This is a genomic window from Adhaeribacter aerolatus (assembly GCF_007991635.1).
Taxonomy (GTDB): Bacteria; Bacteroidota; Bacteroidia; order Cytophagales; family Hymenobacteraceae; genus Adhaeribacter; species Adhaeribacter aerolatus.
This window is the reverse complement of sequence record NZ_BJYS01000018.1, coordinates 36,389-62,849: the sequence shown is the minus strand read 5'-3', so window position 1 is coordinate 62,849 and position 26,461 is coordinate 36,389. Positions and strand designations below refer to the sequence as shown.

Genomic DNA, 26,461 nt, shown 5'->3' with positions numbered 1-26,461 from the left:
CTGTAAGAAAAATACAAAAATTTAAACATGATAATTGTTAACGTAAAAGATAACGAGTCAGTAGACAGAGCTCTTAAAAGATTTAAGAAGAAATTTGAAAGAACCGGCGTTCTAAAAGAATTGCGTGCCCGCACGTATTTCGAAAAACCATCTGTGTCGAAGAAAAGACAAAGAGAGAGAGCTGTTTACAAGCAACAACTTTTCGCTACCGAAAATTACTAGTACCTCGCTACTAGCTTTAATAGGTTAATTCCATAAATTAGTGGCCGTGTAGCATAAGTATACAGCCACTTGTTTATGGAATTATTTTTTAAATACCTGCGGTATGAGAAACGCTACAGCCCCCACACGCTGCTCTCGTACCAGACCGATCTGGGTCAATTCTCAGCTTACCTAGCCGCAACATACAACATAACTGATCCAGCCGAAGCCGATCATGCCATTATCCGCTCCTGGATTGTAACCCTGGTGCAAAAAGACCTCGACGCGCGCACCGTTAACCGTAAAATTGCCTGTTTACGTTCGTACTACAAATTTCTGCTGCGCCAGAACCAGATTACTAAAAACCCAACCTTACGCCTGAAACCACCAAAAGCTTCTAAAAAGCTGCCGGCCTTTGTGGCGGAAGAAGCTTTTAATAATTATTTAGATGCTTTTGCCTTTGAAGACAACTTTGAAGGGCAACGCGATAAACTTATTCTGGAGTTTTTGTATGGCACCGGCATCCGGCTGGCCGAGCTGATTGGCATAGCCGAGGCAGATATAAATTTTACCGGAAAAACCGTGCGCGTTACCGGCAAGGGCGATAAAGAAAGAGTGGTACCCATCAACGATACCCTCTTTAATAGTATTGAAAAGTACCTGGAAATGAAAAAAAGCGAATTTCCGGATAACTTAACCACAAAACTGCTCGTTACTAATAAAGGGCTTCCGCTTTATCCGAAGCTTGTTTATAGAATCGTGAAAAAACACCTGCGTTTGATAACTACTTCCGAACATGCCAGTCCGCACGTATTGCGCCATTCGTTTGCAACCCATTTGCTAAACAAAGGCGCCGACCTGAATGCCATTAAAGATTTACTGGGGCATACCAGTCTGGCGGCAACCCAGGTCTACACCCACAATTCTATCGAGAAGCTTAAATCAATTTTCGATAAAGCGCATCCGAAAGCATAAGTTCAACCTAAAATTAATAAACTATGAAGCTACAGATGTATTCCATCCACTTCGATGCCGACCAATCTTTGTTAGATTTTATTCAGACTAAACTTAATAAGCTGGATACTTTCTTTGACCGAATAACAGATGGGGAGGTTTATTTAAGACTTGATAATAACAATCCTGTAAATAATAAAATTGTGGAAGTAAAGCTATTTGTGCCGGGGCAAACACTTTTCACCAAAACAGAAGGCGCTTCTTTCGAAAATGCGACCGACGAAGCTCTCGATATTTTATCGCGACAGGTTAAAAAGTATAAAGAAAAACTTGCGACCCATTAAAAACCGGATTTTACAATAAATAAAAAAGAGCGGCCTGACTTCATGAAGTCAGGCCGCTCTTTTTTAGAGATAATCGGCAGGCTTATAAATTAAAAGCTGCTTTTACCTGGTCTACAAAGTCCAGCTTCTCCCAGGTAAACAATTCTACTTCAACCTGGCGGCTATCGCCATTGTTACCCGAGAAAGTTTTGGTTACCGTTTCATTTTTCCGGCCCATGTGCCCGTAAGCAGCTGTTTCGGCATAAATTGGGTTACGCAATTTTAAACGGGTTTCGATGCCGTAAGGCGTCATATCAAATATCTCGGCTACTTTCTGGGCTATCTCTCCGTCGGTTAAACCAACTTTAGCGGTACCGTAAGTATTTACATAAATACCCATGGGGTCTTTAACGCCAATGGCATAAGAAACCTGCACCAATATTTCGTCGGCTACGCCGGCAGCCACCATGTTTTTGGCAATATGGCGCGTGGCATAAGCCGCCGAACGGTCTACTTTAGAAGGATCTTTACCCGAGAAAGCGCCACCACCGTGCGCCCCTTTGCCGCCATACGTATCCACAATAATTTTACGGCCGGTTAAACCGGTATCGCCGTGCGGCCCGCCAATTACAAACTTGCCGGTTGGGTTAATATGGTATTTGATTTCGTCGGTAAACAGCGCCTGCAGTTCGGGTTTTAACTGGCTCTTTACGCGCGGAATTAATACTTTTATAATGTCCTCCCGAATTCTTTGCTGCATGGCCTCTTCCGTGTCAAAATCATCGTGCTGGGTAGAAACTACAATTGCATCGATGCGGATCGGACGGTGATCATCGCTGTATTCAATAGTTACCTGCGATTTGGCATCCGGGCGCAAATAATCAATTTCCCCGTTCTCGCGGCGGATGGCGGCCAGTTCGATTAATATTTTGTGCGCCAGGTCTAAAGCCAGCGGCATGTAATTATCGGTTTCGTTGGTGGCATAGCCAAACATCATACCCTGGTCGCCGGCACCTTGCTCTTGCCGGTTAACGCGGTCTACGCCCTGGTTAATATCGGCCGATTGCTCGTGAATAGCGGAAAGTACGCCGCAGGAATTGGCCTCAAACATATATTCAGACTTGGTATAGCCAATTTTCTGAATAACCTCGCGGGCAATTTTCTGCACATCTAAATAGGTTTGGGATTTTACCTCCCCGGCTAAAAATACTTGCCCGGTCGTAACCAGAGTTTCGCAAGCCACTTTGGAATCAGCATCCCAGGCTAAGAAATTATCAATCAGGGCATCTGAAATCTGGTCGGCAACTTTATCTGGGTGCCCTTCAGAAACTGATTCAGAAGTAAATAAATATGGCATTGTTTATATCTAAATTATATACTTGATTATCTATGTTCGCGCAAAGCTAAAATAAATCCCGCAGAGTTAAAACTTTATTTACCACTTAAAACGCTGCAACGGAGGTAATTTACCCAAATAGAGTTAGTAGCTTTAAATTATTCTTTAAAAGGCTTTACTGTAATCGTATGTACCGCAACTAACGCAAAATTACGCATCCGATATCTGCTGGAAGCGCCGGGATATTGTTAATAGAAATAAGGTCGTGCACCTGATATTTAATAACAGGCGCACACCCTGTTTTCTTCAATTTATGGGTCTGGTATCTTAATCTGAAGAAGGATTCTAATCTGGACCGGAAATATTTAAATATTAAAACTTTCCCCGAATTACCTTAATTTAGTAACCTGATTGATAAAAGCAACTCCGAGGACCGGTTCCATTTTATTTATTACATGTTACGCTGCCTGCTTCTTTTTACCTGCTGTATTTTTTTTAACCTGCCCGCCCAAGCCCAGAAAATACGGGTAGCGGTAGCCGCCAATGCGCAGTTTGTGGCCCAGGTACTAAAAGAAGCTTACGAAAAAGAAACCGGCACTACCGTAGATTTAGTTATTGGCTCATCCGGCAAACTGGCTACACAAATAGAACAGGGAGCGCCTTTCGATGTTTTTTTATCGGCCGATACCTTTTACCCGAATGCCTTACATCGGAAAGGCTTAACGATGGGAAAGCCCCAAGTTTACGCTTACGGTACGCTGGTGCTCTGGACCACCCGTAACCTGGATTTGAAGAAAGGGTTGGCGCTGATAAAGGATACCGGCGTAAAAAAAATTGCAATTGCTAATCCGCAGTTAGCTCCGTATGGCGCGGCGGCCCGCAAAGCCTTGCAGCACTACGGATTAGAGGCAATAGCCCAGCCCAAATTAATATTTGCCGAAAGCATTGCCCAGGTAAACCAATACGTGTTATCGGGCGTGGTAGACTTAGGTTTTACCGCCCAATCGGTGGTGCGGGAACCCGCTAACGTGGGCAAAGGCAAATATAGGCCGGTAGATCCAACCGTTTACCCGCCTATTGCCCAGAGCACGGTTGTGTTAAAATCGGCCGGTCGACGCAATCTGGCTCAGGCCCAACAGTTTTATAAATTTATATTCAGCCCACGCGCCAAACTGATTTTTAAAAAATACGGCTATTATTACAAATGAACAGGTTAAAAGGAACCATTCAGGCTGTTGTTACCGATAAGGATATTTCGCTGGTGACCATTTTGGCAGCTGGCGAAATATTTTCGGCCTTGGTAATTGACACGCCCCAAACGGCCGGTTACTTAATGCCTAACCAGGAAATAGATATGGTGTTTAAAGAAACCGAAATGTCGATTGGCAAAAATTTAACCGGAAGTTTAAGCTTGCGCAACCGCTTTGCGGCTACGATTAAAGAAATCAGCGCCGGCAAAATTCTTTCGCGTATAGACCTCGATTTTAAAGGCCATCCGCTTTGCGCTATTATAACTTCTCAGTCAGTGGTCGCGCTTAACCTTACGGTGGGCGATAACGTAGTGGGCCTGGTAAAAACCAACGAGGTTTCTTTGATGGAGGCTACGATTTAACATGAACTTAGATTGGCAGCCGCTCTGGCTTACGTTTAAACTAGCCGGTATCACCACCTTCTTGCTGCTATTGCTCGGGTTGCCCCTGGCCTGGTGGCTGGCCCATACCCGGTCGCGGGTAAAACCCATAGTCGAGGCCATTATCAGCTTACCTATTGTGCTGCCACCTTCCGTCATGGGCTTTTACTTATTACTGGCCTTCAGCCCTACCGGGTTTCCGGGGTCGTTTTTTTCCGATGTTTTAAACGTGCCGCTGGTATTTTCTTTTACCGGCTTGGTGGTAGGTTCGGTTATTTATAGCTTGCCATTTATGGTACAGCCCCTGCAAGCTGGTTTAGAAAGTTTACCCAACTCATTAACCGAAGCTTCTTACACTTTGGGCCGCTCCAAAACCGAAACTTTATTCCGGGTACTGCTGCCTAATATCCGGCCCGCTTTGCTCACCGGCACGGTATTATCCTTTGCCCATACCATCGGCGAATTTGGCTTGGTGCTCATGATTGGTGGTAATATTCCCGGCGAAACCCGGGTAGTTTCGATTGCCATTTACCACGAAGTAGAAAGTTTAAACTATGGTTCGGCACACGTTTATTCGCTGGTATTATTGGTGCTGTCTTTTTTGATATTACTGACTGTTTATCTGGTTAATAAACGCCTGGTTAAAACGCTCTGACTTTCTTCCGTTTTCCTGATTTTAAAAGGTCCGCGTTTAACTTATGCCCTTCTAACTATTATTATTTTATATGATTCAGATTCGGGTTCGGAAATCGTTGCTGATGGCATCCGGCAAAACAGAACTAGCTGTAGATTTTAACCTGGAGGCCGGCAGTTTCTGTACGCTCTACGGCAAATCCGGCGCTGGTAAAACTACCATCTTAAAAATATTAGCCGGTCTGATTCAGCCCGACGAAGGATTTATCAGCGTAAACGATGAAGTATGGCTCGATACAGGTAAAAATATCAACCTGCCGCCCCAAAAGCGTGAAATTGGCTTTGTATTTCAGGATTATGCCCTCTTCCCGAATATGACCGTGCGCGAGAATTTGCAGTATGCACTCAACGGAAAAACAGATAAAAACCGCATAGACGATTTACTGGAGCGGGCAGCCTTGCAGCAACTGGCCCATCGCAAACCGTTAACCCTTTCGGGAGGACAGCAACAGCGGGTGGCTCTGATGCGGGCATTGGTGCGGAAACCCCAAATATTGCTCCTCGACGAGCCGCTCTCGGCCCTGGACCTGGAGATGCGCCAAACGCTGCAAACCGAAATTTACGGTTTACACCAAAGCTTCCACACCACCACCCTTCTGGTCAGCCACCAGTTATCCGAGATTTACCGCTTATCAGATTTTATCATCAGCCTCGAAAACGGTAAAATTATGGCGCAAGGTACCCCGGCCGGTGTTTTTGGGCGCGAACGGCTGAGTAGTAAAATTCAGTTAATTGGCGAAGTTTTAAGTATCCGGGAAAATGGCGTGGTATATATTCTGGATATCCTGGTCGGAAATAATATTATTAAAACGGTGACCACCGCGGAGGAAGTTCAGGGCTTGCAACCCGGCGATCAGGTGAAAGTATCGGCTAAGGCGTTTAATCCAATTGTTCAGAAACTATAAATTTAAGCGTTAAGCTTCCTGCAGAAGAAGCTGGCTTAAGCTTTAATTATTGCTTATGTAACGGAAAATATAAGATAGCCACGCTTTATATTCCCTTCTTGCTCTTATATTAAAAAGGACGGTTGCTGATTATTTTACCCCAACAAAATACTTTAGATGAATCGCTTCGTTTTACGTACACAGGAGGCAATTTAAAATATCATCACTACCGCTTCCGGCGGCAAAACCTTTGCGTATCTTTACCCCATGGCCCTGCCTAAAAAGCATACAAACGTCCTGATTGTTGGTGCTGGTCCTACCGGCCTGATGCTAGCCTGCCAATTGGCCACGCGGGGTATCTCTTTCCGGATTATCGATCGCAATGCGGGGCCCTCAGATAAATCGAAGGCGATTGTGGTACAGGCCCGCACCCTCGAAATATTGGAGCAGATGGGCATTGTAGCCGAAGCGCTGGAGGCCGGGCATGCGGCTACAGGCCTCAATTTTATCGTAAAAGGTCGCTGGGTTCAGAATATTAACCTGCAGGGCATCGGCGAAGGGCAAAGCCCCTACCCTTATATGTGCATTCTGGAGCAAAGTAAAACCGAACAACTGCTGTTGCAATATTTAGAACAATATCATATTGCCGTAGAATGGAATACCACCCTGCACCACCTGAAACAGACCGAAAAACAGATAAAAGCCCTGCTTCATTTTAAAGACACCAACCAGGAAGAAATTACCTGTGACTGGCTGGTGGGCGCTGATGGTGCCAGCAGCCGGGTGCGGCATTTACTGGATGTAGATTTTATAGGCGGTACCTACGAGCATACCTTTTTAGTGGCCGATACCCAGGTAGACTGGGATTTTAACCACGATGAGATGTTCGTGTGCCTGGCAAATAAAACCTTGGCGGCCTTTTTCCCGATGGCGGGCCATAAGCGTTTCCGGGTAGTGAGTTTCTTGCCGCCCCATCTCCAATACCGCGATGACCTTACGTTTGACCGCATCGCCCCCAGCCTGCAGAAACAACTCGGCTTTAAAGTCAGGTTTAGCAATACTAACTGGTTTTCAACTTATAAACTGCACCATCGCTATGCCAAACAATTTTACGAAGGACGGTGCTTTATAGCCGGCGATGCGGCCCATATTCATAGTCCGGCGGGCGGGCAGGGCATGAACACCGGCCTGCAGGACGCTTATAATCTTGCCTGGAAACTGGCGCTGGTTATAAACGGCACCGCCCCCCCGGATTTATTGCACAGCTACCAAACCGAACGGTTGCCGGTGGCCAGAACCTTGGTTTCTACTACCGACCGGGTATTTAGCCTGATGGTTAGCAAAAATTTTGTAATAAGTTTCCTGCGGTTAAAACTACTGCCTACCCTGATTAGTAAACTTACCCGGCCCAATTATATGCGCGCCGAAATATTCCGGCGGGTTTCCCAAATTGGTATCCGGTACCGCAAAAGCAAGTTATCGGTAACGCCCACCGATGGCAAACATTTTCCGGAAGAGGCGCCCCGCCCCGGTGACCGCGTGCCATTTATTCAGGTTTTTAGTTCCGATTACGACAAGCTGGTTAGTATTTATTCGCTGCTCCGGAATTCTTATTTCACCTTAATTATTTTTAAAAGCAGCTTTGGTACCGACCGCGCCGAACAACTACAGGAAGAACTGGAAACAGCCTTGCAGGATTATTTACCCAACCTGATTAAGTGCCATATCCTTTATCCGCACGACCAAAACCACGGGGTTTACGGCTTGTTTGGCATTGTAGAAGATGCTTTTTACCTTATCCGGCCCGATAATTACATTGCTTTCCGTTCGCAGCCCGCCGATACGCAAAGTTTGTTAAATTACCTGACCGACATCTTACAACTGCAACCATTGCCGCCTAATGTAAACGAACCGGATGTAAACGTTCCTCCTTTTACTGCTGAATAAATTAAAATCCTTTACGCCTTCAGCTTTATTTAACGGAATTTTCCGGCAGGCTATCGCTGGTTTCTGCCACCAAAGAAGGCGCCAGCAATCTTACCCCCAGAACAACTACAAATTCCGGTTATATAAAAGCAGCTTTTTAATATTATCTTGCGGATATTGTTTTCTTATGAAGGAGTTTTTACTTGTTTTCTTGGGTGGCGGCCTGGGCAGCATGATACGGTTTGGCTTAAGCCGGGCTATTAATTTGGCTAATATTACCGCTTTTCCGCTGGCTACCTTGATAATTAATATGCTGGCAAGTTTTATTCTGGGCTTCTTTCTGAGTTCTCTCGATTTCAGAAACAATGCAAACGTTTCCTTAAAATTATTAGTAGCGGTAGGTTTTTGTGGCGGTTTCAGTACTTTCTCTACCTTTAGCCACGAAACCTTGGTTTTACTTCGCTCCGGTCAGCCTGCTTTAGCATTGGGTAATATTTTTCTGAGTGTGCTCCTGTGTCTGGCGGCAACTTTGGGTGGTTTGGTTTTGGCAAAAGCTATTCTTTAATCCTTTAAGCCGAAATTGGAGGAAGCTCTCGTTTAAATTTGTAACAGCATTGTAAATCCTTCTCATAACAAAATTTACTCATTACGGGGAGTTCTCCGGTAAAAACAGAGGCAAACTTTAATTTAATGCACATGGCAAAATCATATAAAAAAATTACGCCACAAGCGGCTACTCCGAAAAAAGAGCTGACTATTGCAAAACAAAAGCAACAAGTTTTAAGTAAGCCGCAGCAAACCTTTAACCGGCTGACCAAAAAAATAGAAAAGCTGCAGCAGGAAATAGCCGATACCAACCGTATGCTAGGCGAAAAGCTGGCCTTTTATGGCGAAAATATTCATCCGCTAGAACAGCAATTAGTAGTATTGCGAAAGCAAACCGTACAACTGCTTTTGCCCTATTACACCGATAAAAAGCTGCTGCCCAAAAAAGATAAAAAAATATTAAGAGAAGTATTAGCAGAGCAGCTAAACGATATATTTTCTTTTAGCGAGGACGAGCCAGACGAGGAGCTTCAAAACGCTTTTGAGGTTGTAGAAGGGGTAAAATATGAAGAGGCGCAACAACAGGACTTCGACCAGATGAAATCTGAAATGGCCGATATGTTCGAGAGCTTCGGTTTCCGGATGAATTTTGAAGACCTGCGCCCGGATATGAGTCCCGAAGAATTAATTCGGAAAATGCAGGAAATGGAAGAACAAGTATCGCAACAGGCCCGAAATTTAGGTCAGGAGGCACCGGCCCGGAAAAAATCGAAAAAACAACTGGAGCGGGAAGAACGCGAAAAGCAAACCGCCGAAGTAAAAAGCAAAAGTATCAGCCGGATATATAAACAACTGGCCAAGGTACTTCACCCTGACCTGGAGCAGGATACCGAACTAAAAGCCTTTAAAGAACTGCGAATGCGGGAACTGACAACCGCTTACGAAAAAAATGATTTGCACACCCTGCTAAGGCTCGAACTGGAGTGGATTCAGAAAGAAGAGGCTAATTTAGAAAAACTGACCGACGAAAAGCTAACCATTTATAATGAAGTATTAAAAGAACAAGTAGCCGACCTGGAAGAAGAATCTTTCACCATGCTGCAACATCCGCGTTACCAACCCTTGCTCCGGCTGGTTATGTTTCCGATGGCGATAAAAGGGCTGAACCTGAACAGGAAAAAGAAAGATTTAGACGAAACTTTAAAAAGTCTGGAAAGCAGCATTGCGCGACTGCAAAGCGAAAATGCGCTGACGGAAGTCAAAGATATAATCAGCTTTTTTAAACTAATGTACTAATCACCGGTAGTGGCTTCTTTTTAGTCTAACTTTTCTTTAACTGCTTGCGGGGTTTAATTAAAAAGAATATTTAATACAGAATGACCATTGAGGAAATACAAAATATTTGCCAACAGCTTAGGGGCGTAACGGAAGATATAAAATGGGAAAACCACCTTTGCTTCAATGTGGGCGGCAAAATGTTTCTGGTAACCGCTCCCGATAGTACGCCTGCTACCGCTTCTTTTAAAGTACCCGACGAGATATTTGAAGAAGTTGCAGCAAAAAAAGGGTTTTCGCCGGCTGCTTATTTAGCGCGGTACAAATGGGTTTATGTAGATAATATAAATCGGCTGAACTTAGAGGAATGGCAAGCATATATTAAGCAATCTTACGATCTCATTTTTGCCAAACTTCCAACCAAAATACGAAAGGAAATAAGCCTGAATAATTAAGTTCGTAATGCAAAAAGTATATTCAGCCTATCAGCAATATTAACCTTAATGATTAATAAAACAAAAAGCGCCTCTTTATAAAGAAGCGCTTTTTAATAAGGAGTAATATTTAATTTATTACCGGCTAGCAGCCAAAGCTTCGGCACCACCCACAATTTCGAGAATTTCGGTAGTGATAGCCGCCTGGCGCGAGCGGTTATAAGTTAATTTAAGTTCTTTTAATAATTCACCGGCATTGTCAGTTGCTTTGTCCATGGCCGTCATCCGGGCCCCATGTTCCGAAGCATTAGACTCCAGTACGGCTTTGTACACCTGTATCTTCAACGATTTAGGTATCAACTCCCGAATAATATCTTCTTTATTGGGTTCAAAAATATAATCCAGGTTAGTAGTGGCTGTGGTTTGGGTCTGCGCCTCGGCCTTTTCTTCAATCGGTAAAAATTGTTCGGTCCGGATAATTTGGGTAGCTACGTTTTTAAACTCGTTGTAAACCAAATCCACGCGGTCGTAATAGCCGGCAGTAAAACGCTCCATGGCATATTCAGCAGCGGCCCGTACCGTATCGAAAGATAAGTTCAGGAAAACCCCGGTATAAGTATCGATTACTTTATAACCGCGGCGGGTTAGCGCTTCGTAACCTTTTTTGCCAATGGTTAAAAATTCAACGTTACCGGCTGCCATTTGGGAGGCATAATTTTCGTTTACCAGGCTAACAACCGCTTTGGCAATATTGGTATTAAATGCGCCGGCCAAGCCCCTGTCAGAAGTAATGGCAATCACCAAAACCCGGTTTACTTCGCGTTGCTGGCTATATTCATTGCTTCCGGCATCATCGGTTAAACGCGATAAGTTGGTTAAAATGCTGCTCAAACGCTGGGCATAAGGTCGCATCCGGATAATATTGTCCTGAGCACGTCTTAGTTTAGCCGCTGCCACCATTTTCATGGCTTTGGTAATCTGTTGGGTAGAGGTTACCGATACAATGCGGTTGCGTACTTCTTTTAAACTGGCCATTTATTTTTTTCTAGCTCTAAGCTGATAGCTTTTAAAATCTTAAAGCGGATTGAATAGATAATAGATAAAAAGAAGGAACTCACCGGGAATATTTTACCCGGGAGTTCCTTTGGTATGTATTATTTTCTGAAACGGGCCGAAAGATCTTTCGCCGTTTGTTTTATTGCATTGATAGCGCTGTCTTCCAGTTTACCGGCTCTTAATAAATTTAAAGCATCGGGGTGAGAAGTACGCATGGTCACTAAGAAATCTCTTTCAAAAGCTCTTACTTCGTTAACCGGAACATCATCCAGCAAACCATTGGTACAGCAGTAAATAATGGCTACCTGCTCTTCTACCGGTACCGGCGAGAATTGTGGTTGTTTCAGCACTTCCAGGTTACGACGTCCCCGCTCAATAGTCAGCTTGGTAGAAGCATCCAGGTCAGAACCGAATTTCGCAAAAGCTTCCAACTCGCGGAACTGCGCTTGATCCAGCTTAAGCGTACCTGCCACTTTCTTCATGGATTTAATCTGGGCGTTACCACCTACCCGCGATACCGAAATACCTACGTTAATTGCCGGACGAATACCAGAGTTAAACAAGTTGGTTTCGAGGAATATCTGGCCGTCGGTAATAGAGATTACGTTGGTTGGGATATAAGCCGAAACGTCACCGGCTTGCGTTTCAATAATTGGCAACGCTGTTAAAGAACCACCGCCTTTTACTAAATGCCGGATAGAATCTGGCAAATCGTTCATGTTACGGGCAATTTCATCCGAAGCGTTGATTTTAGCCGCCCGCTCTAACAAGCGAGAGTGCAGATAAAATACGTCGCCGGGGTAAGCTTCGCGTCCTGGGGGACGACGCAGCAACAAAGATACTTCGCGGTAAGCTACCGCTTGTTTAGATAAATCGTCGTAAACTACCAAAGCCGGACGACCAGTATCGCGGAAGAATTCACCAATAGCGGCACCGGTAAATGGCGCAAAGAACTGCATTGGTGCTGGGTCAGAAGCAGCTGCTGCCACTACCACGGTGTAATCCATGGCACCACCTTGCTGCAAGGCATTAACCACCTGCGCAATGGTAGAAGCTTTCTGGCCTACGGCTACGTAAATACAGAAAACCGGCACGCCTCTTTCAAAAAATTCGCGCTGGTTAATAATGGTATCAATCGCCACGGCAGATTTACCAGTCTGGCGGTCACCGATGATTAACTCCCGCTGGCCCCGGCCTACCGGAATCATCGAGTCAATCGCTTTAATACCGGTTTGCATTGGTTCGTTTACCGGCTGACGAAAAATTACCCCTGGAGCTTTTCTTTCCAAAGGCATGTCGTACAGCTCCCCACCAATCGGGCCTTTACCATCTATCGGCTGACCCAACGTATTTACTACCCGACCAACCAAGCCATCGCCTACTTTAATAGAGGCAATTTTATTTGTGCGGCGCACGGTAGCACCTTCTTTTATTTCGCTGTAGTCGCCCAACATTACGGCTCCTACGTTATCTTCTTCTAAGTTAAGAACAAGTGCCTGCAATCCGTTTTCGAACTCCAATAGCTCGCCAGATTGGGCTTTAGACAAGCCGTAAATCCGGGCTACCCCGTCCCCTACCTGCAGTACGGTACCTACTTCCTGCAATTCGGCTGCGGTTCTGAAATCAGATAATTGTTCCCTTAATATTGCGGATACTTCATCAGGTCTTACTTCTGCCATGATTATTTTTTTATGTTATTTCGTTTTTGCAATGCCGGTGCTTTTGAGCTACCGATTCAGGTAACAGTTTTAACGGTTACCAAATTCCTTAGAGCTTGTTGATATAAGGATTTTCTTTGAATTTATTTTTCAGGTTCCGCAGACTGGTTTTGATAGAATCATCTACCTGCAAGTCACCAATCCGCACGACTAAGCCGCCAATTAAAGCAGGATCTACATTTTCCTGCAACTGAATGGTTTTACCGGTTTGCTGCGCCAGCCTTTGTATTAATTGGGCTCTCAGCTCCGGCGTTAAAGGAACAGCCGTGGTTACATGCGCAATCAGGATTCCTTTGTATTGGTTGTATTGCTTAATAAACTCCGTAGATACACTGGCCAGAATTGCTTCGCGGTTTTTCTCGGTTACGAGCAGAAAAAACTTCAGGGTTAAATCACTTACCTTTCCGGTAAATAAACTTTTCAGAATGGCCAGTTTTTTACCGTGGTTAATAATTGGGTTCGTCAGGAAAAGCTCAAAATCACGGTTGTCTTTTACCGTTTTGGCAAATAGCACCATATCCTGATAAACCTGTTCCAACAAGCCTTTTTCCAGGGCCAGGTCAAGCAAAGATTTGGCGTAACGGGAAGCAACTCTTATATCAGACATCTTTTATATTGTTAAATTGTTAGGTGTTGAATTGTTAATTGTTTTTCCGAAGAATATTAACAATTAAACAATTTAGCCATTCAACAATTAGTTAAGGTTTACTTCTTTAATATAATCGTTTACCAAAGCTTGCTGCGCCTGTGGGTTGGCCAACTCACGCTTCAGGATTCGCTCGGCAATTTCAATGGAAAGCGCAGCCGCCGTATTTTTAACTTCGGTTAAAGCCGCTTTCTTCTCGTTTTCGATTGCCTGACGGGCATTAGCAACCATGCGGGTACCTTCTTCGTTGGCTCTGGCTTTGGCTTGTTCTACTATTGCAGTACCGGCTTCACTGGCTTCGCGCAAAATGCGGTCACGCTCAATGCGGGCTTCCTGCAATAATTTTTCGTTATCCGCTTTCAGGGCCTGCATTTCCAGTTTCGCTTGGTCGGCCATGCGCAATGCCGACTCAATAGAATCTTCGCGCTGGCGCAAAGAAGCCATGATGGGTTTCCAGGCAAATTTGGATAATAAAAATAATACAATAATGAACGTAACGGTTTGCCAGAAAATAAGGCCTATACCCGGTGTTACTAATTCCATTTTACTTTATTTTGGTTTATTGTTTAATTTAATCAGAGGTTTAACCTCCTGACAGCTACTTATTTTCTTCTCTATAATTGTATGTTACCCGAAGCAGATTTCTTCTTTTTCAGCGGTCCGTGCTAAAAGGCATGCCCTAGAAGCCGGTCCGCTGAAAAATTGGAGGCTTTACTAGCCTTTGAAAGAAATAAGAAGACATACTACCACACCAAACAGGGCAACACCTTCAATAAGAGCTGCCGCGATAATCATCGCAGTTTGGATACGAGCAGTAGCTTCTGGCTGGCGGGCGATAGATTCCATGGCTGAACCACCAATTCTACCAATACCTAAACCGGCACCTAAAGCAACTAAACCAGCACCGATACCGGCACCCATAATTGCTAAACCTGTTCCCAGGCCTAATCCTGCTTGAAGCAACAACGCTAATAACATAGTTATAAAAATATAGAGTTAAAAAATAAAAAAATCTTATTAATGGTGGTCTTTAACATTACCGCCAAAGCCCATATCTTCTACATGGTCGTGTTCTTCGGTAGCACCACCAAAGTACATAGCGGTAAGCAAGGTAAACACATATGCCTGCAACAGCGCCACGAACAACTCCAGGAAGTTCATAAACACGGCAAACGCCACGCTAACCGGCCCAATGGCAATGCTTTCGAAAATAAATATTAAGGAGAATAAGCTTAGAATAATAATGTGGCCGGCCGTAATGTTTGCGAATAACCGGACCATCAGCGAAAATGGCTTGGTTAAGATACCTACTAATTCAATTGGAATCATGATGGGCAATAAAGCTACGGGTACACCCGGCGTTTTAAAGATGTGCGCCCAATAAGCTTTGTTAGAGCTAAACAGTGTTACTAGTAAAGTAAATACCGCCAGCACCATGGTAACGGCAATATTTCCGGTTAAGTTAGCGCCACCCGGCATTAAGCCCAGCATATTATTAAACCAGATAAAAAAGAATATGGTTAATAAATAAGGCACATACCGCTCGTATTTAGGGCCAATATTAGGTTTGGCTACTTCGTCGCGGATAAATATAATAATGGGCTCGAAGAAAGACTGTATGCCTTTAGGAGCTTTGCCCGCGTTGGCTTTATAACGGCCGGCAATGGTAAAGAAAATAATTAATAATAACGCAACACTCAAAAACAACGAAGCAACGTTTTTGGTAATCGAAAAGTCCAAAGGCCCGGCATGGTGTTCTTCGCCTTCAGCATTTGTTTCAGTCAACGGCTCACCGGCTTCATTCGCATAGTAAATATGCCCATGCTCCTTTACATAACCATTATAAGGTTTTAAATTACCGTGTTCGTCGTAAAAGTTTTTAGAAGAAAAAATATCAAGGCCGTTTTTACCGTACAAAATAACGGGCAGATGCAGCGTAGCGCCGTGGGCAAATTCCCAACTGTGCTCATCGCCAATGTGGTGGGTTATCATCTGACCCGGGTCGAACTTACCACCTTCTTCGGCTGGCTCAGCCGCAAACCCCGAAAATGCAAAAAGAGATAAAAGTAACGTGAATAACTTCTTCATTAAGAGATTGTTATATTCAAAATTTAGCAGTCTAAACATCATTCCGACACCTGCTTTTTCGAAATTCGGCGCAAGTTACTTAATATGCTATAGATTTCAAAACCAGTATAAATAAAATAAATCAGAAAGAAATTTATCGCAAACTGCAGTTCCCGTTCGGTAGCGAAATACACGTAAAAAAATACCACAAACATGCAGAGCAGCACCCGCCCCACCGATGAACCAAAATAATACAATTGGAAACTACCGGCATCCTCACCAATGCCTTTCCGGATAAAATAAAAAGTAGCCCAGGTAATTACGGCAAAAAACAACAACATATACCAAGCCAGCGGATGTACCAGGTTATAGCCGGTAAAGTAAATCAGCGCCCCGATTACGGCTACAATCATTAAAGACAAGACTAAAAGATTGCGTGAGAAAGACATAGGTTTTAAATAGGGCACAAAATTACGCACCAAAAGATATAAACCTATTTTTTTATCACAGATTTGATGATCATATACATCGAGGTGAGCACGCCTAACAGCATTAAACCAATCGTCCACCAGGGATTTTTGTTACCTACTTTGTCATCCAGGGCCATGCCGCCCCAAGCCGCCAGCACCAACACCGCAATCATTTGAAAGCCCAGACCGGAATATTTCAGGTAAGGCTTTAACTGGTCTTGCCGGGAAGATTCTTTTGATGGTTTGGTATCTGGATCCATAGTTAACAATAAAGACTTATTTATAAGTCTAACGCAGAATGAAGGTTAGCAGTTTTTAAGTAAAATAAGTAATGGTTTACTCCTTATCAACTCCACCATATACCATCGGATAAGTAGTGAGCAATTGGTAATGGAATATTCCGCCAAATGCAATAATATTTATTAGTGCTCCCTGTTTAATTAATAAGAACATCTGAATAAATAATTTTTAAAGACTTTCAGACTACATTCTTCATCCATTTTAAAGTTTTTTGAGCAAAAACACTATATTCAAAAATTTAATTATTAAATTACTTTAATTTATTTATTGCCACCTTATTTACCGCTTACTTTAATATGACTATCCAGGATTACAGGAAACTCTTAGAAGACCAGGAGTACCTGACACAAACCATTATTCCGCTTTACCAACAGGAAGAAAACAAATTAAAATATTCTAAAATGAAACTGTTGCACTTGTTCTTCGAGAACGGGATTCAGCAGAATTATAATATTCAATACCTCGAAACGCTCTGTTCGCTGCTCGACAACACCTGCGCCCAAATATTTTCTTACTCGCTTTATAATTATTTAGATCCTGCAGGCCACGAAAGCATCGCCCGCTTACTGCATTTTGCTTTGCCCACCGATTTAGAGTTATTATCGGTTAATCTCCGGTTTCACGAGTTAATATTCTCTGCGCTGGAAGAGTATGAAGTTTGCGCCAATATTACTTATTTGCACGTAAAAGTATTAGCCGAAATAGACCGGAAACTTGCCCAGGAACCACAGACACCTAAAAATTCAAAGCTGCTGTAATTTCACGGCGTTTCCGTAAGCTTACCTATGCGCATCAGAAAAAAAATAAAAATGCTATTGCCGGTGGAGGCCTCCCGGTTTATAGCCTTGGGGGCCTTTGTAAAAGCAGCCGAAAAAGAAAATTGGTCGGAAGCCGAAATACAGTTTGTCATGGATGAAGTGGTAGAAGCTTCTTCGGATGCCGAAGCCATGTTAATCTTGCAGGATTACATACAAAGCTGAAGCCGTGAAGATGAAGCGGTTTTAGTGCTAAGGTTTGCTATTCTGCCTTATTAAAACGGTTTCCTGCCAACTACTTTCTATTTAAGGGCTAAAGAGCAAAATTACCAATATTAGAAACAGCCTAAAATCACTTTTTCTGAATGGTACTCCATAAATTAGCTTACTTTTTATCTGTCTCCTTTTTGAAAGATTGCATCTTTCAAAAGATAGGTGCTAACTCATAGCAAGAACCTAAGTAGCCTCCCGGCCGGCGGGCCCCGTTTGGCCGCTCGGGCTGCTCATCTTCCCTTTCCTCGCAATGCTGCGCACCGGAAACCCAGAAGAGCATCTTCCAAAAGGCACTCGCTGTCCAAACTGCTGTCAGTTGCCTGTAGCTGCTGCCTTTCTAAGCTCTATAAATGAATAAACTTTCTCAACAAAGTGATTCCATTATGCTCCGGTTCGGCCGAACTCCTTCCCTAGTTTAGGGAAGGTGCCCGGAGGGCGGAAGGGTTAAACTCTTCCAGGAGACCAGAATAAGCTGCCGCATAAAACGAAAGCCAGCGAACACAGTAGAACTCCTGAGCGGATTACAAAGAACCTTCATGCCAAATAATGCCAGAACCAGATTCCCTATGGAATATTCTTTAATGGAAGCAGTATTATATATTTGATATGCCTTATCTCCAATACTTTTAAACCTATTAATCAAATTCAAATCAAAACACACCAATATATTAATCCGTACTTCTTTATGGTTTTAAGTTAAAATTAAAGGAGCGGAAAAGATGCCGAAGAAATCATTTTCAGAACTGATAAATAGCCCGGGTATGCCCGTGTTGGTAGACTTTTACGCCGATTGGTGCGGCCCGTGCAAAACCATGAGCCCTATAATACAGCAAGTGGCCAGCGAAAATGCGGGTAAAGTAAAAGTGATTAAAATTGATGTTGATAAAAACCAGGCAGTAGCCCAGCAATTCCGGGTGCAGGGTATTCCTACCCTGATGCTTTTCCAGGGAGGTAAAGTACTTTGGCGGCAATCGGGCGTAGTACCAGCGCACCAGCTTAACCAGGTACTGCGGCAATACACCGCCAGAAATGATACATCGTAGCAAACTGTTTTTAGCTATTTAAAAAACCAAGGTAAAAATAGTCTGTCCGGGTGAGGTGTGGGTTACCCGCAAACTGCCTTTGTGCAGCCGCATAATTTGCCTAGATAAACTTAAGCCAATGCCGGAACCATGGCGCTTGGTGGTATAAAACGGCACGAATATCTGGTCCAGAATATCTTCTGGAATTCCTTTGCCATTGTCTTTAATTTCTACTTTCAACCGGTTGTTTTCCTGAACATCGGCGTAAGCTTTTATTTCTACCTGCGGATTGGGACTTTCCTGGCAGGCTTCCAAGGCATTTTTCAACAGGTTTATAACTACCTGCTCTATCATATCAGCATCGGCACTTAGTGGCAACGGGGTGCTTGGCAGTCGTACCTGCAATTGTACCCCACCCTCCTGAAACTCGCGTTGCAGCAACTGCTGAATACCTTTTAATAATTCGGTTAAATCGAGCGGTTGAAGACGGGGCTTCGGAATGCGGGTAAGTTTGCGGTATTTTTCTACAAAGTGCAGTAAACCCTCGCTGCGTTTTTCAATGGTTTGCAGCCCGGTACGAATATCCTGAATAACTTCTTCGTCGGGTGCTTCGTGGTCTTCCCGATTTACCAGTTCGGCCTCTACCAGCGTACCAATGCTGTTGGTCAGCGAAATAACCGGGGTAATGGAATTCATAATTTCGTGCGATAAAACCCGAATGAGTTTCTGCCAGGCATCCAGCTCTTTTTCCTCCATTTCGGAACGGATATTCTGCAGCGAAATAATTTTAAGCGCTTGCCCCTGCAGCCGGAACGTACTGGCCTTAACTGTCAGCAGCAATTGCTCTTCAAAATGGTTTATTACCACCAGTCGGCTTTCCTCGTTTTCCAGCGTTTGCATGGCCTCTACCAGTTCGGAGCTTATTCGTTGCAGGGCCTGAATGCTGGTGAGATGCGGTACCCGGAGCAAATCTTTGGCTGCCTGGTTCATCAGGTTTACTTCGCCGCTTTCGTTAAAAGTAATAATGCCAATGCGCAGGTGCGCCACCAGGTTTTGCAGGTACAAATGGTTCGCTTCTTTGTCGGCTTTAATGCGCTGAAAAGCCGCAATGGTATTGTTTAATTCGGCAGATAAATCGGCAAAAGAACCGGTTTTTGGTTCGGTGGGAAAGCGCTGGGTAAAATCTTCGTAGCGGATGGCCGTGAAAAACCGGATTAACTCGCGGTTAGTTTTTTCGAGGTAACTAAATAAATCCAGCAGTAGGCCCAGCATTACCAGCAACAAACAGAATGCCGTGATATACCAGTGTTGGTACAGGAGTACGTATAAAAAAACACCGGTTACCGCTATCAGCAGCATAAACCGCAGCAACACGCGGAGGCGAAAGCGATTATAAACCATATTTTTCGATGCGACGGTACAAAGCCGTGCGGGTAATGCCCAATTCGCGGGCGGCGTGGGTAATATTGCCGGCGTGTTTACTCAACATTTTTTGTACCATCATGCGCTCCAGCGTCTCAAGCGTTAAATCTTCGGCCAGGGCAATTGGCGCTGCCGGCGTGGGTTGCATAAAATCAAAATCGGTGGGCCGCAAAGTTGCCTGGTCGCTTAAAATAACCGCTCGCTCAATGGCGTGGTCCAGTTCCCGGATATTGCCGGGCCAGTGGTACTCCGTTAATTTTTTAAGCGTGGCCTTTTCTAATCCTAAATTGCTTTTCTGGTACTTGCGGTTGTACAGGTTCAGGAAATGCTCGGCCAATAACGGAATATCTTCTTTGCGTTCGCGCAGAGGCGGCAAATGCAGTTCTACTGTATTAATGCGGTATAATAAATCCTGCCGGAACCGACCCTGACTTACCATTTCGTACAGCGGCATGTTGGTGGCACAAACCAGCCGGATGTCAATATTTTTAGGCTTATTCGTACCCAGACGGGTTATTTGCCGGCTTTGCAGCGCCGTTAGTAATTTTGATTGTAACGCCAGACTCAAGTTACCTATCTCATCCAGAAACAACGTGCCCCCCGAAGCCACTTCAAAACGGCCGGCGCGGTCGTCTTTGGCATCGGTAAAAGCGCCTTTGGCGTGGCCGAATAATTCACTTTCGAACAGGGTTTCGCTCACCGCTCCCAGATCTACGCTCACGAACGCTTCGTCCACGCGCCGGGATTTCCGGTGCAGCGCGCGGGCCGCTAACTCTTTGCCGGTACCGTTTTCGCCTAATATTAACACGTTGGCATCGGTAGCGCCTACTTTCTCAATGGTTTGGTAAACCTTTTGCATGGGCGCCGATGTACCAATAAAATCGCTGTAATGCGCGTTCATGGCCTGGTTCAAGCCGCGTTGCCGGTCTACCAGGTTTTTAACTTCCTGGGTAGATTTGCGGAGACGGCAAGCCGCCGTAAGCGTAGCCAGTAATTTTTCGTTCTGCCAGGGCTTCAGCACAAAATCAGTAGCGCCTTCTTTTAAGGCCCGCACGGCCAGTTCTACATCGCCGTAGGCAGTAATTAAAATAACGATAGCCGCCGGGTCAATCTCCAGAATCCGGGAAAGCCAGGCAAAACCCTCTTTGGAGTTGGTAGCCCCTGCCGTGTAATTCATGTCCAGCATAATTACATCGTAGCTGTCGTTTTGCAGGTGGTACGGTATTTTATTCGGATTAGGCTCGGTCCGGACAAAGGTAAAATGCTGTTTCAGAAATATCCGGCCCGCCGTTAGGATATCTTCTTCGTCGTCTACAATCAGAATACGGCAATCAATTTTATTACTCATGTATGTGAGGCTGCAAGCAAAAGGGAATTTATTTCCGGCTTTAGTTTTCCGAAATCTGACCTAACAATAATAACAGTTTCAAAAAAGTTAAGCAAATAGCGGTTACCCGCGGCAAATTTACAAGTCTTGTGCCAACCCGTAAAAATCCCAGTTAACCAACTTACAGCTTAATCAGCGCGGCCGAACTTATTTTTAACTTTATTTTGGTGTACGATTTCAGACACCTAATGCCCGATAACAGACGAAAGTTTAAGCTGAATAGGCACTAAACCCGGTATACCTTTAAGCTAATAAGAATTTCTAATTATGGCACCCTTCTTGGGTTGGCCATTTGCCGGCGAACAGCTGTTAAGCCCATACAGATCCTAAACCTGACCAAACTATGCTAAAAAACTACTTTAAAATTGCCTGGCGTAATTTGCGCCGGAATAAAATTTATTCGGCTATTAATATTCTGGGACTGGCCACGGGTATTTCGGCTTGTATCCTGATCTTTTTGTTTGTGCAGGACGAACTAACCTACGAGCGGCATTTTAGCCAGGCCGACCGGATTGTGCGGGTGGTGAGCAGCATCCGGATGCAGGAAAATCTCGATAAATTTGCCTATACCCCTTTTAAACTGGCCCAAACCATTGGGGATAATTATCCGGCAGCCGAAACGGTTACCAAAATATTGCCGATTGGCAAACAAACGCTGTGGGTGGCCGGTAAGGCCTTTAACCAAGAAAACTTATTTTTTGCTGACAGTAACTTTTTTAAAGTTTTCGATTACCCCTTTTTGCTGGGCAACCCCGAAACGGCTTTAAAAGCACCCAAAACCATTGTTTTAACCGAAGACTTAGCTATTAAACTTTTCGGTAGTACGGCGGCTGCTATGGGGCAAATGTTGCAATTCAGTAAAAATGAGCACCTCGTTACGGGGGTAGTGGCTAATCCGCAGCACTCGCATTTGCAGCCCGAAGGCTTTTTATCGGCCATTACGTTGGGTAAAGGTTCCACCGAAATTAATGCGCCCACCTCTATTACCAACTGGCTGGCGCTGAACTGGTATACTTACGTGTTGCTAAAAGATAAAAATCAAATACCAGCGCTGCAGCAGCAATTATTCGATTTAAGCCGCAACACCATTAACCCCTGGATAAAAGAAAACGAACTTACCGCCAGCCAGACTTTTTACCTGCAACCCATCCGCGATATTCACCTGAACCCCGAATGGAAAGACCAGACCGCCACTTACGGCCAAAAAGCTTACGTGTATATTTTCAGCTTTGTAGCAATATTTTTACTGCTGATTGCCTGCATTAATTACATGAATCTGGCTACGGCCCGCTCGGCCAAACGTGCCCGCGAGGTGGGTTTACGCAAAGTAGTAGGCGCTTACCGGTCCCAGATTGTCCGGCAGTTCATCGGCGAATCTATCCTGATAACTTTGTTTGCGGTGCTGCTGGCGCTGGCGCTGGTAGAAATATTGCTGCCGCCCTTTAACACGCTTACAAACAAAAATTTCTCCTACACTTATTTTACCGAAGGTTCATCTGGCCTGGTGCTGCTGGGGATTGTGGTGTTTGTGGGTTTGGTAGCCGGCAGTTACCCGGCCTTTTTTCTTTCGGGTTTTAAGCCCGCCGAAGTACTCAAATCCGATAAAAGCCCCCAGGGCAGCAATGCATTACTCCGGAAATTTCTGGTGGTGCTGCAGTTTACCATTTCCCTGATATTAATTATTGGCACTTTGGTTGTGTACAGCCAGATGCAGTTTATCAAAAATGCCAACCTGGGTTTTAAAAAAGAGCAGGTGTTTGTAATTGATATTCCCGTCGGCGATACTACTTTAATCCGGAAACTGCCCCACCTGAAACAGGAGTTATTAAATAATCCGGCCGTGGCAAAAGTAGCCAATGCGGCCAATATTCCGGGTGGTACCATTAGCGATTTGATAACTTTAATCGAAAAAGACGGCAAGCAGGAAGAAAGAACTTCTTTTGTGCTGGCCGGCGATTACGACTTTTTAGATTTATTGGGTATTTCGGTTTTAGAAGGCCGTAATTTTTCCCGCGAAACACCTACCGATTTAAAAGGAGGCGTTTTAGTCAATCAGGCCATGGTCAGAAAAATGGGCTGGCAGGATAGTCCTATCGGCAAAAGAATACTTTTTTCGGACTGGGATGCCAAGGTAATTGGCGTGGTGAACGATTTTCATTATACCTCGCTGCACACTACCATCGATCCCTTAATTATTGCCCTGGCACCCACGTCGCCGGGCTATTTGCTGGTGCGGGTAAATACAACTAACCTGCCGGCTACGCTCCGGTTTGTGCAGGAAAAATGGAAAGCATTCGATCCCAACCACCCGATTGAATATTTTTTCCTGGATGAATATTTTAACCAGCAATACCGCACCGAAGACAAAATGCTGACGATTTTCGGGTATTTTGCCGCCCTCACCATTATTATTGCCTGCCTCGGTTTATTTGGGCTTACTTCGTTTACGGCTGAGCAGCGTACCCGCGAAATCGGGATCCGGAAAGTACTGGGCAGTTCGGTGGCTGATATTATGATGCTGTTGTCCCGGGATTTTGCCTTGCTGGTAATTATTTCCATTGCGCTCGCTACGCCCATTGCCTGGTACGGCATGCACCGCTGGCTCCAGGATTTTGCTTACCGCACGCCACTCAGCCTTTGGACTTTTTTAATCGCCGGTGTATTTGCCATGGTCATTGCCATGCTAACCGTTAGTTTGCAAGCCGCCAAAGCCGCCACCGCCAACCCGATTAAAGCTTTACGTTCTGAATAATCGTCTATTTTTGACTAGCTTTCCGGACTACTATTGCAGCTTTGGTTTAGTACCCTTTTCCAGCGCGGAAGTTACTTCCGTGCTTGGTTACTCGGGAAGGCACGGAAGTAACTTCCGCGCCATAGAGAGCCGTATTAAATTAGTTTAGGCGGCTGCAATTACGTTTACAAGGGAATGTTACATCTAGCTGCTTCGGGTTTAAAAATCATTGGCTTTGGCTTGATTTAAGTATTTCTGGTCCAAAACCTAACTTCTAATATTCTGTTTTACTTTAAACCATTTATAGAGAATTTACTTTAATATTTATATGAGAAAACTATGGCTGTTGCTGCTGGTTTTAAGCCTGCGGCAAATTACGTTCGCTTCGGATGAATTAATTAAAAACAAGGAATACCAGTTTACCCTGAACCTGACTCGGGTACAAAACGACCGGATACAGGTTACTTTGAAAGCGCCCGAAATAAAGGAATCCGAAATAATCTATAACATGCCCAAAATGGTACCGGGCACCTACTCGGTTTATAACTTCGGAAAATTTATTTCTGACTTTAAAGCCACTGATAAAAAAGGCCGGACCTTGCCGGTAACCCAACTGGACGAGAACCGCTGGAAAATAGGTAAAGCCAAAGATTTAGACCAGATTACCTACTGGGCCAGCGATACTTTTGACAATACCAAAAAAGAAGATCTGGTATTTGAACCGGCTGGCACCAACATCGAGGAAAACAAAAACTTTTTGCTCAACACGCACGGTTTTATTGGCTATTTCGACGGCATGAAACGGGTGCCTTACGAGCTAACCATTATTAAACCGCAGCAGTTTTACGGCTCCACCCCTTTAAAAGCTGTTAAAACCACCCCTACCGCCGATACTTACCGCATCGATTCGTATATGGAGGTGGTAGATGCCCCGCTGATGTACAATGTACCCGATACAGCCATGATGCACATTGGCGGCGCCGAAGTATTGGTATCGGTTTATACCGCCAAAAAAGATGTACAATCCGATATAATTGCCCAGAATATTAAAGAAATTCTGGAAGCGCAGAAAAATTACCTGGGTGGCAAACTTCCCGTCGAGAAATACGCCTTTCTGATTTACGTTGACGATGCTTATAACACCACGGGTTCGTACGGCGCTTTAGAACATTCTTATTCTTCGGTGTATTATTTACCGCCTTTTAATTCGCAGCAAATTGCCAACCAAATCAGGGGTATTGCGGCCCATGAGTTTTTCCATATTGTAACGCCGCTGAATATTCATTCAGAAGAAATCGGCGATTTTGACTACATCAACCCGAAAATGTCGAAACACCTGTGGCTGTACGAAGGCGTTACCGAATATTTTGCTTCGCACGTGCAGGTAAACCAAAAGCTCATCAGCCCCGAAGAATATTTAATTAAACTGCGCAGCTACATAGCTGGTTCGCTTAAATATAACGACACCCTGCCGTTTACAGTCCTGAGCAAAGGCGCGCTGGATGTGCACGAAAACCAGTACGGCAACGTGTATCAGAAAGGCGCTTTAATCGGTCTGGCTTTGGATATCAGGTTACGGGAATTATCGGGCGGTAAATACGGCATCCGCAACCTCATGAACGACCTGGCTAAAACTTACGGCAAAAATAGATCTTTCAAAGATGAAGAGTTGTTCGATAAAATAACCGAGCTTACTTACCCGCAAATCCGGGAGTTTTTCCGGAAGCATGTAGAAGGCTCGCAGCCAATTCCTTACAGCGAACTATTTAATACCGTAGGCATTATTTACGCTCCGCAAGGCACCGATATGGTAAATACTTTCGGGCAGATAATAATTGGGCAAAACAAAGAAGGACAGGTGGTAATCTCCGGCACCGACAACATGAATGATTTTGGCAAAAAAATGGGTTATCAGGAGGGTGATGTTATCCTGGAAATAAACGGTGAAGCGGTAACCTCGGCTAATCTGCCTAAAATTGTGGCCCAACAGGTTACCAACGCTCCCGTAGGGTCTGAACTTAAAGTAACTGTTAGCCGCAAAAGCAAAAAAGGTAATTCCGAAACCCTTACGTTGAAAGGCAACCTAACCCAAACTTCCGTCGAAACGACCCACCTGCTGCGTCTGGACCCGGCCGCTACCGAAATGCAAAAACAGCTTCGGCAAGCCTGGTTGTTCAGCGGGCTCCAGGCAGATTAATTTAGATGATAAAGAAAGAAAACCGGCTCCTCCGCCAAAAAATGGAGAGAGCCGGTTTTTCTTTTTACCACTTTTTAAATCCGTTTTGATGGTTCTATTTACTTTAAAAAAAATCTTATGTAAAATAAAAAATTTTTATTTGTTACTAAATCCATTATTCCAATCAATTAATATTCTAAAAAGACCACTCAACAAACATTAAAGCCTTATTTTAA

At 44.4% G+C, this 26,461-nt stretch carries 27 protein-coding genes; 16 read left to right on the top strand and 11 right to left on the bottom strand.

The window, feature by feature from the left end; translation table 11 throughout:
• Positions 1–27 precede the first annotated feature (27 nt).
• From rpsU to hpf, 3 genes are all read left to right on the top strand, one after another.
• A complete protein-coding gene (rpsU, locus tag AAE02nite_RS12800) occupies positions 28–222 on the top strand; it encodes a 30S ribosomal protein S21 (RefSeq protein WP_146898138.1) in 195 nt (64 codons plus the stop codon).
• Between the two features lie 75 nt (positions 223–297).
• Positions 298–1,176, top strand: coding sequence for a tyrosine-type recombinase/integrase (locus AAE02nite_RS12795; protein ID WP_146898137.1), 879 nt, complete (start codon positions 298–300; stop codon positions 1,174–1,176).
• Positions 1,177–1,199: 23 nt separating this feature from the next.
• Positions 1,200–1,499 carry a ribosome hibernation-promoting factor, HPF/YfiA family gene (gene hpf / locus AAE02nite_RS12790; protein ID WP_146898136.1) on the top strand — a complete coding sequence of 100 codons (300 nt, stop codon included), beginning with the start codon at positions 1,200–1,202 and terminating at the stop codon, positions 1,497–1,499.
• Between the two features lie 82 nt (positions 1,500–1,581).
• Here the strand turns inward: hpf and metK are convergent, their stop codons facing one another.
• On the bottom strand, positions 1,582–2,835 hold the full coding sequence (metK, locus tag AAE02nite_RS12785) for a methionine adenosyltransferase (protein ID WP_146898135.1): 1,254 nt from the start codon (positions 2,833–2,835) through the stop codon (positions 1,582–1,584).
• Between the two features lie 434 nt (positions 2,836–3,269).
• Between metK and modA the strand changes: the two genes are divergently transcribed.
• The 8 genes from modA to AAE02nite_RS12745 all read left to right on the top strand — a co-directional run bounded on the left by modA (position 3,270) and on the right by AAE02nite_RS12745 (position 10,223).
• The gene (gene modA / locus AAE02nite_RS12780) at positions 3,270–4,022 is read left to right on the top strand and encodes a molybdate ABC transporter substrate-binding protein (protein ID WP_146898134.1); all 753 of its coding nucleotides are present in this window, start codon (positions 3,270–3,272) and stop codon (positions 4,020–4,022) included.
• Entirely contained in the window at positions 4,019–4,426 is a 408-nt protein-coding gene (locus AAE02nite_RS12775) for a TOBE domain-containing protein (protein WP_146898133.1), read from the top strand. The genes modA and AAE02nite_RS12775 overlap by 4 nt, the downstream gene beginning before the upstream one ends.
• 1 nt (position 4,427) lies before the next feature.
• The gene (gene modB / locus AAE02nite_RS12770; protein WP_146898132.1) at positions 4,428–5,099 is read left to right on the top strand and encodes a molybdate ABC transporter permease subunit; all 672 of its coding nucleotides are present in this window, start codon (positions 4,428–4,430) and stop codon (positions 5,097–5,099) included.
• A gap of 70 nt (positions 5,100–5,169) precedes the next feature.
• Complete coding sequence (locus tag AAE02nite_RS12765) at positions 5,170–6,042, top strand: ABC transporter ATP-binding protein (protein ID WP_146898131.1); 873 nt, start codon at positions 5,170–5,172, stop codon at positions 6,040–6,042.
• A gap of 246 nt (positions 6,043–6,288) precedes the next feature.
• Entirely contained in the window at positions 6,289–7,968 is a 1,680-nt protein-coding gene (locus AAE02nite_RS12760) for an FAD-dependent monooxygenase (RefSeq protein WP_146898130.1), read from the top strand.
• 166 nt (positions 7,969–8,134) lie between these two features.
• On the top strand, positions 8,135–8,512 hold the full coding sequence (crcB, locus tag AAE02nite_RS12755) for a fluoride efflux transporter CrcB (RefSeq protein ID WP_146898129.1): 378 nt from the start codon (positions 8,135–8,137) through the stop codon (positions 8,510–8,512).
• A 131-nt stretch (positions 8,513–8,643) separates the two neighbouring features.
• Complete coding sequence (locus AAE02nite_RS12750) at positions 8,644–9,789, top strand: hypothetical protein (protein WP_146898128.1); 1,146 nt, start codon at positions 8,644–8,646, stop codon at positions 9,787–9,789.
• A gap of 80 nt (positions 9,790–9,869) precedes the next feature.
• Complete coding sequence (locus tag AAE02nite_RS12745) at positions 9,870–10,223, top strand: MmcQ/YjbR family DNA-binding protein (protein WP_146898127.1); 354 nt, start codon at positions 9,870–9,872, stop codon at positions 10,221–10,223.
• 117 nt (positions 10,224–10,340) lie between these two features.
• Here the strand turns inward: AAE02nite_RS12745 and atpG are convergent, their stop codons facing one another.
• The 8 genes from atpG to AAE02nite_RS12705 form a co-directional block, all read right to left on the bottom strand.
• A complete protein-coding gene (gene atpG, locus AAE02nite_RS12740) occupies positions 10,341–11,237 on the bottom strand; it encodes an ATP synthase F1 subunit gamma (protein WP_146898126.1) in 897 nt (298 codons plus the stop codon).
• A gap of 119 nt (positions 11,238–11,356) precedes the next feature.
• Positions 11,357–12,937: a F0F1 ATP synthase subunit alpha gene (atpA, locus tag AAE02nite_RS12735; protein ID WP_146898125.1), complete on the bottom strand. Its 1,581-nt coding sequence runs from the start codon at positions 12,935–12,937 to the stop codon at positions 11,357–11,359.
• An 88-nt stretch (positions 12,938–13,025) separates the two neighbouring features.
• On the bottom strand, positions 13,026–13,583 hold the full coding sequence (gene atpH / locus AAE02nite_RS12730; RefSeq protein ID WP_146898124.1) for an ATP synthase F1 subunit delta: 558 nt from the start codon (positions 13,581–13,583) through the stop codon (positions 13,026–13,028).
• 87 nt (positions 13,584–13,670) lie between these two features.
• A complete protein-coding gene (locus AAE02nite_RS12725) occupies positions 13,671–14,165 on the bottom strand; it encodes a F0F1 ATP synthase subunit B (RefSeq protein WP_146898123.1) in 495 nt (164 codons plus the stop codon).
• Between the two features lie 171 nt (positions 14,166–14,336).
• A complete protein-coding gene (gene atpE, locus AAE02nite_RS12720) occupies positions 14,337–14,600 on the bottom strand; it encodes an ATP synthase F0 subunit C (RefSeq protein ID WP_146898122.1) in 264 nt (87 codons plus the stop codon).
• 39 nt (positions 14,601–14,639) lie between these two features.
• Positions 14,640–15,710 carry a F0F1 ATP synthase subunit A gene (gene atpB / locus AAE02nite_RS12715; RefSeq protein WP_146898121.1) on the bottom strand — a complete coding sequence of 357 codons (1,071 nt, stop codon included), beginning with the start codon at positions 15,708–15,710 and terminating at the stop codon, positions 14,640–14,642.
• A 38-nt stretch (positions 15,711–15,748) separates the two neighbouring features.
• A complete protein-coding gene (locus AAE02nite_RS12710) occupies positions 15,749–16,138 on the bottom strand; it encodes a hypothetical protein (protein WP_146898120.1) in 390 nt (129 codons plus the stop codon).
• A gap of 44 nt (positions 16,139–16,182) precedes the next feature.
• Positions 16,183–16,419, bottom strand: coding sequence for an AtpZ/AtpI family protein (locus AAE02nite_RS12705; protein WP_146898119.1), 237 nt, complete (start codon positions 16,417–16,419; stop codon positions 16,183–16,185).
• Positions 16,420–16,755: 336 nt separating this feature from the next.
• Here AAE02nite_RS12705 and AAE02nite_RS12700 point away from each other — a divergent pair, with 336 nt between their 5' ends.
• The 3 genes from AAE02nite_RS12700 to trxA all read left to right on the top strand — a co-directional run bounded on the left by AAE02nite_RS12700 (position 16,756) and on the right by trxA (position 18,530).
• Positions 16,756–17,217, top strand: a complete 462-nt coding sequence (locus AAE02nite_RS12700; protein WP_146898118.1) for a hypothetical protein — start codon at positions 16,756–16,758, stop codon at positions 17,215–17,217.
• 27 nt (positions 17,218–17,244) lie between these two features.
• Positions 17,245–17,439: a hypothetical protein gene (locus AAE02nite_RS12695; protein ID WP_146898117.1), complete on the top strand. Its 195-nt coding sequence runs from the start codon at positions 17,245–17,247 to the stop codon at positions 17,437–17,439.
• A gap of 767 nt (positions 17,440–18,206) precedes the next feature.
• Positions 18,207–18,530, top strand: coding sequence for a thioredoxin (gene trxA / locus AAE02nite_RS12690; RefSeq protein WP_146898116.1), 324 nt, complete (start codon positions 18,207–18,209; stop codon positions 18,528–18,530).
• A gap of 18 nt (positions 18,531–18,548) precedes the next feature.
• Here the strand turns inward: trxA and AAE02nite_RS12685 are convergent, their stop codons facing one another.
• Both AAE02nite_RS12685 and AAE02nite_RS12680 read right to left on the bottom strand, forming a co-directional pair.
• Positions 18,549–19,910: a sensor histidine kinase gene (locus AAE02nite_RS12685; protein WP_146898115.1), complete on the bottom strand. Its 1,362-nt coding sequence runs from the start codon at positions 19,908–19,910 to the stop codon at positions 18,549–18,551.
• On the bottom strand, positions 19,900–21,279 hold the full coding sequence (locus AAE02nite_RS12680) for a sigma-54-dependent transcriptional regulator (RefSeq protein ID WP_146898114.1): 1,380 nt from the start codon (positions 21,277–21,279) through the stop codon (positions 19,900–19,902). The genes AAE02nite_RS12685 and AAE02nite_RS12680 overlap by 11 nt, the downstream gene beginning before the upstream one ends.
• Positions 21,280–21,661: 382 nt before the next feature.
• Here AAE02nite_RS12680 and AAE02nite_RS12675 point away from each other — a divergent pair, with 382 nt between their 5' ends.
• Both AAE02nite_RS12675 and AAE02nite_RS12670 read left to right on the top strand, forming a co-directional pair.
• Positions 21,662–24,070 carry an ABC transporter permease gene (locus AAE02nite_RS12675; RefSeq protein WP_146898113.1) on the top strand — a complete coding sequence of 803 codons (2,409 nt, stop codon included), beginning with the start codon at positions 21,662–21,664 and terminating at the stop codon, positions 24,068–24,070.
• A gap of 307 nt (positions 24,071–24,377) precedes the next feature.
• Positions 24,378–26,246, top strand: coding sequence for a M61 family metallopeptidase (locus AAE02nite_RS12670; RefSeq protein ID WP_170252594.1), 1,869 nt, complete (start codon positions 24,378–24,380; stop codon positions 26,244–26,246).
• The last annotated feature ends 215 nt before the right edge of the window (positions 26,247–26,461 follow it).

Bases quoted from the DNA above. Each gene is read 5' to 3' on its own strand.
- rpsU (WP_146898138.1), top strand. From the start codon at position 28: ATGATAATTGTTAACGTAAAAGATAACGAGTCAGTAGACAGAGCTCTT.
- AAE02nite_RS12795 (WP_146898137.1), top strand. From the start codon at position 298: ATGGAATTATTTTTTAAATACCTGCGGTATGAGAAACGCTACAGCCCC.
- hpf (WP_146898136.1), top strand. From the start codon at position 1,200: ATGAAGCTACAGATGTATTCCATCCACTTCGATGCCGACCAATCTTTG.
- metK (WP_146898135.1), bottom strand. From the start codon at position 2,835: ATGCCATATTTATTTACTTCTGAATCAGTTTCTGAAGGGCACCCAGAT.
- modA (WP_146898134.1), top strand. From the start codon at position 3,270: ATGTTACGCTGCCTGCTTCTTTTTACCTGCTGTATTTTTTTTAACCTG.
- AAE02nite_RS12775 (WP_146898133.1), top strand. From the start codon at position 4,019: ATGAACAGGTTAAAAGGAACCATTCAGGCTGTTGTTACCGATAAGGAT.
- modB (WP_146898132.1), top strand. From the start codon at position 4,428: ATGAACTTAGATTGGCAGCCGCTCTGGCTTACGTTTAAACTAGCCGGT.
- AAE02nite_RS12765 (WP_146898131.1), top strand. From the start codon at position 5,170: ATGATTCAGATTCGGGTTCGGAAATCGTTGCTGATGGCATCCGGCAAA.
- AAE02nite_RS12760 (WP_146898130.1), top strand. From the start codon at position 6,289: ATGGCCCTGCCTAAAAAGCATACAAACGTCCTGATTGTTGGTGCTGGT.
- crcB (WP_146898129.1), top strand. From the start codon at position 8,135: ATGAAGGAGTTTTTACTTGTTTTCTTGGGTGGCGGCCTGGGCAGCATG.
- AAE02nite_RS12750 (WP_146898128.1), top strand. From the start codon at position 8,644: ATGGCAAAATCATATAAAAAAATTACGCCACAAGCGGCTACTCCGAAA.
- AAE02nite_RS12745 (WP_146898127.1), top strand. From the start codon at position 9,870: ATGACCATTGAGGAAATACAAAATATTTGCCAACAGCTTAGGGGCGTA.
- atpG (WP_146898126.1), bottom strand. From the start codon at position 11,237: ATGGCCAGTTTAAAAGAAGTACGCAACCGCATTGTATCGGTAACCTCT.
- atpA (WP_146898125.1), bottom strand. From the start codon at position 12,937: ATGGCAGAAGTAAGACCTGATGAAGTATCCGCAATATTAAGGGAACAA.
- atpH (WP_146898124.1), bottom strand. From the start codon at position 13,583: ATGTCTGATATAAGAGTTGCTTCCCGTTACGCCAAATCTTTGCTTGAC.
- AAE02nite_RS12725 (WP_146898123.1), bottom strand. From the start codon at position 14,165: ATGGAATTAGTAACACCGGGTATAGGCCTTATTTTCTGGCAAACCGTT.
- atpE (WP_146898122.1), bottom strand. From the start codon at position 14,600: ATGTTATTAGCGTTGTTGCTTCAAGCAGGATTAGGCCTGGGAACAGGT.
- atpB (WP_146898121.1), bottom strand. From the start codon at position 15,710: ATGAAGAAGTTATTCACGTTACTTTTATCTCTTTTTGCATTTTCGGGG.
- AAE02nite_RS12710 (WP_146898120.1), bottom strand. From the start codon at position 16,138: ATGTCTTTCTCACGCAATCTTTTAGTCTTGTCTTTAATGATTGTAGCC.
- AAE02nite_RS12705 (WP_146898119.1), bottom strand. From the start codon at position 16,419: ATGGATCCAGATACCAAACCATCAAAAGAATCTTCCCGGCAAGACCAG.
- AAE02nite_RS12700 (WP_146898118.1), top strand. From the start codon at position 16,756: ATGACTATCCAGGATTACAGGAAACTCTTAGAAGACCAGGAGTACCTG.
- AAE02nite_RS12695 (WP_146898117.1), top strand. From the start codon at position 17,245: ATGCGCATCAGAAAAAAAATAAAAATGCTATTGCCGGTGGAGGCCTCC.
- trxA (WP_146898116.1), top strand. From the start codon at position 18,207: ATGCCGAAGAAATCATTTTCAGAACTGATAAATAGCCCGGGTATGCCC.
- AAE02nite_RS12685 (WP_146898115.1), bottom strand. From the start codon at position 19,910: ATGGTTTATAATCGCTTTCGCCTCCGCGTGTTGCTGCGGTTTATGCTG.
- AAE02nite_RS12680 (WP_146898114.1), bottom strand. From the start codon at position 21,279: ATGAGTAATAAAATTGATTGCCGTATTCTGATTGTAGACGACGAAGAA.
- AAE02nite_RS12675 (WP_146898113.1), top strand. From the start codon at position 21,662: ATGCTAAAAAACTACTTTAAAATTGCCTGGCGTAATTTGCGCCGGAAT.
- AAE02nite_RS12670 (WP_170252594.1), top strand. From the start codon at position 24,378: ATGAGAAAACTATGGCTGTTGCTGCTGGTTTTAAGCCTGCGGCAAATT.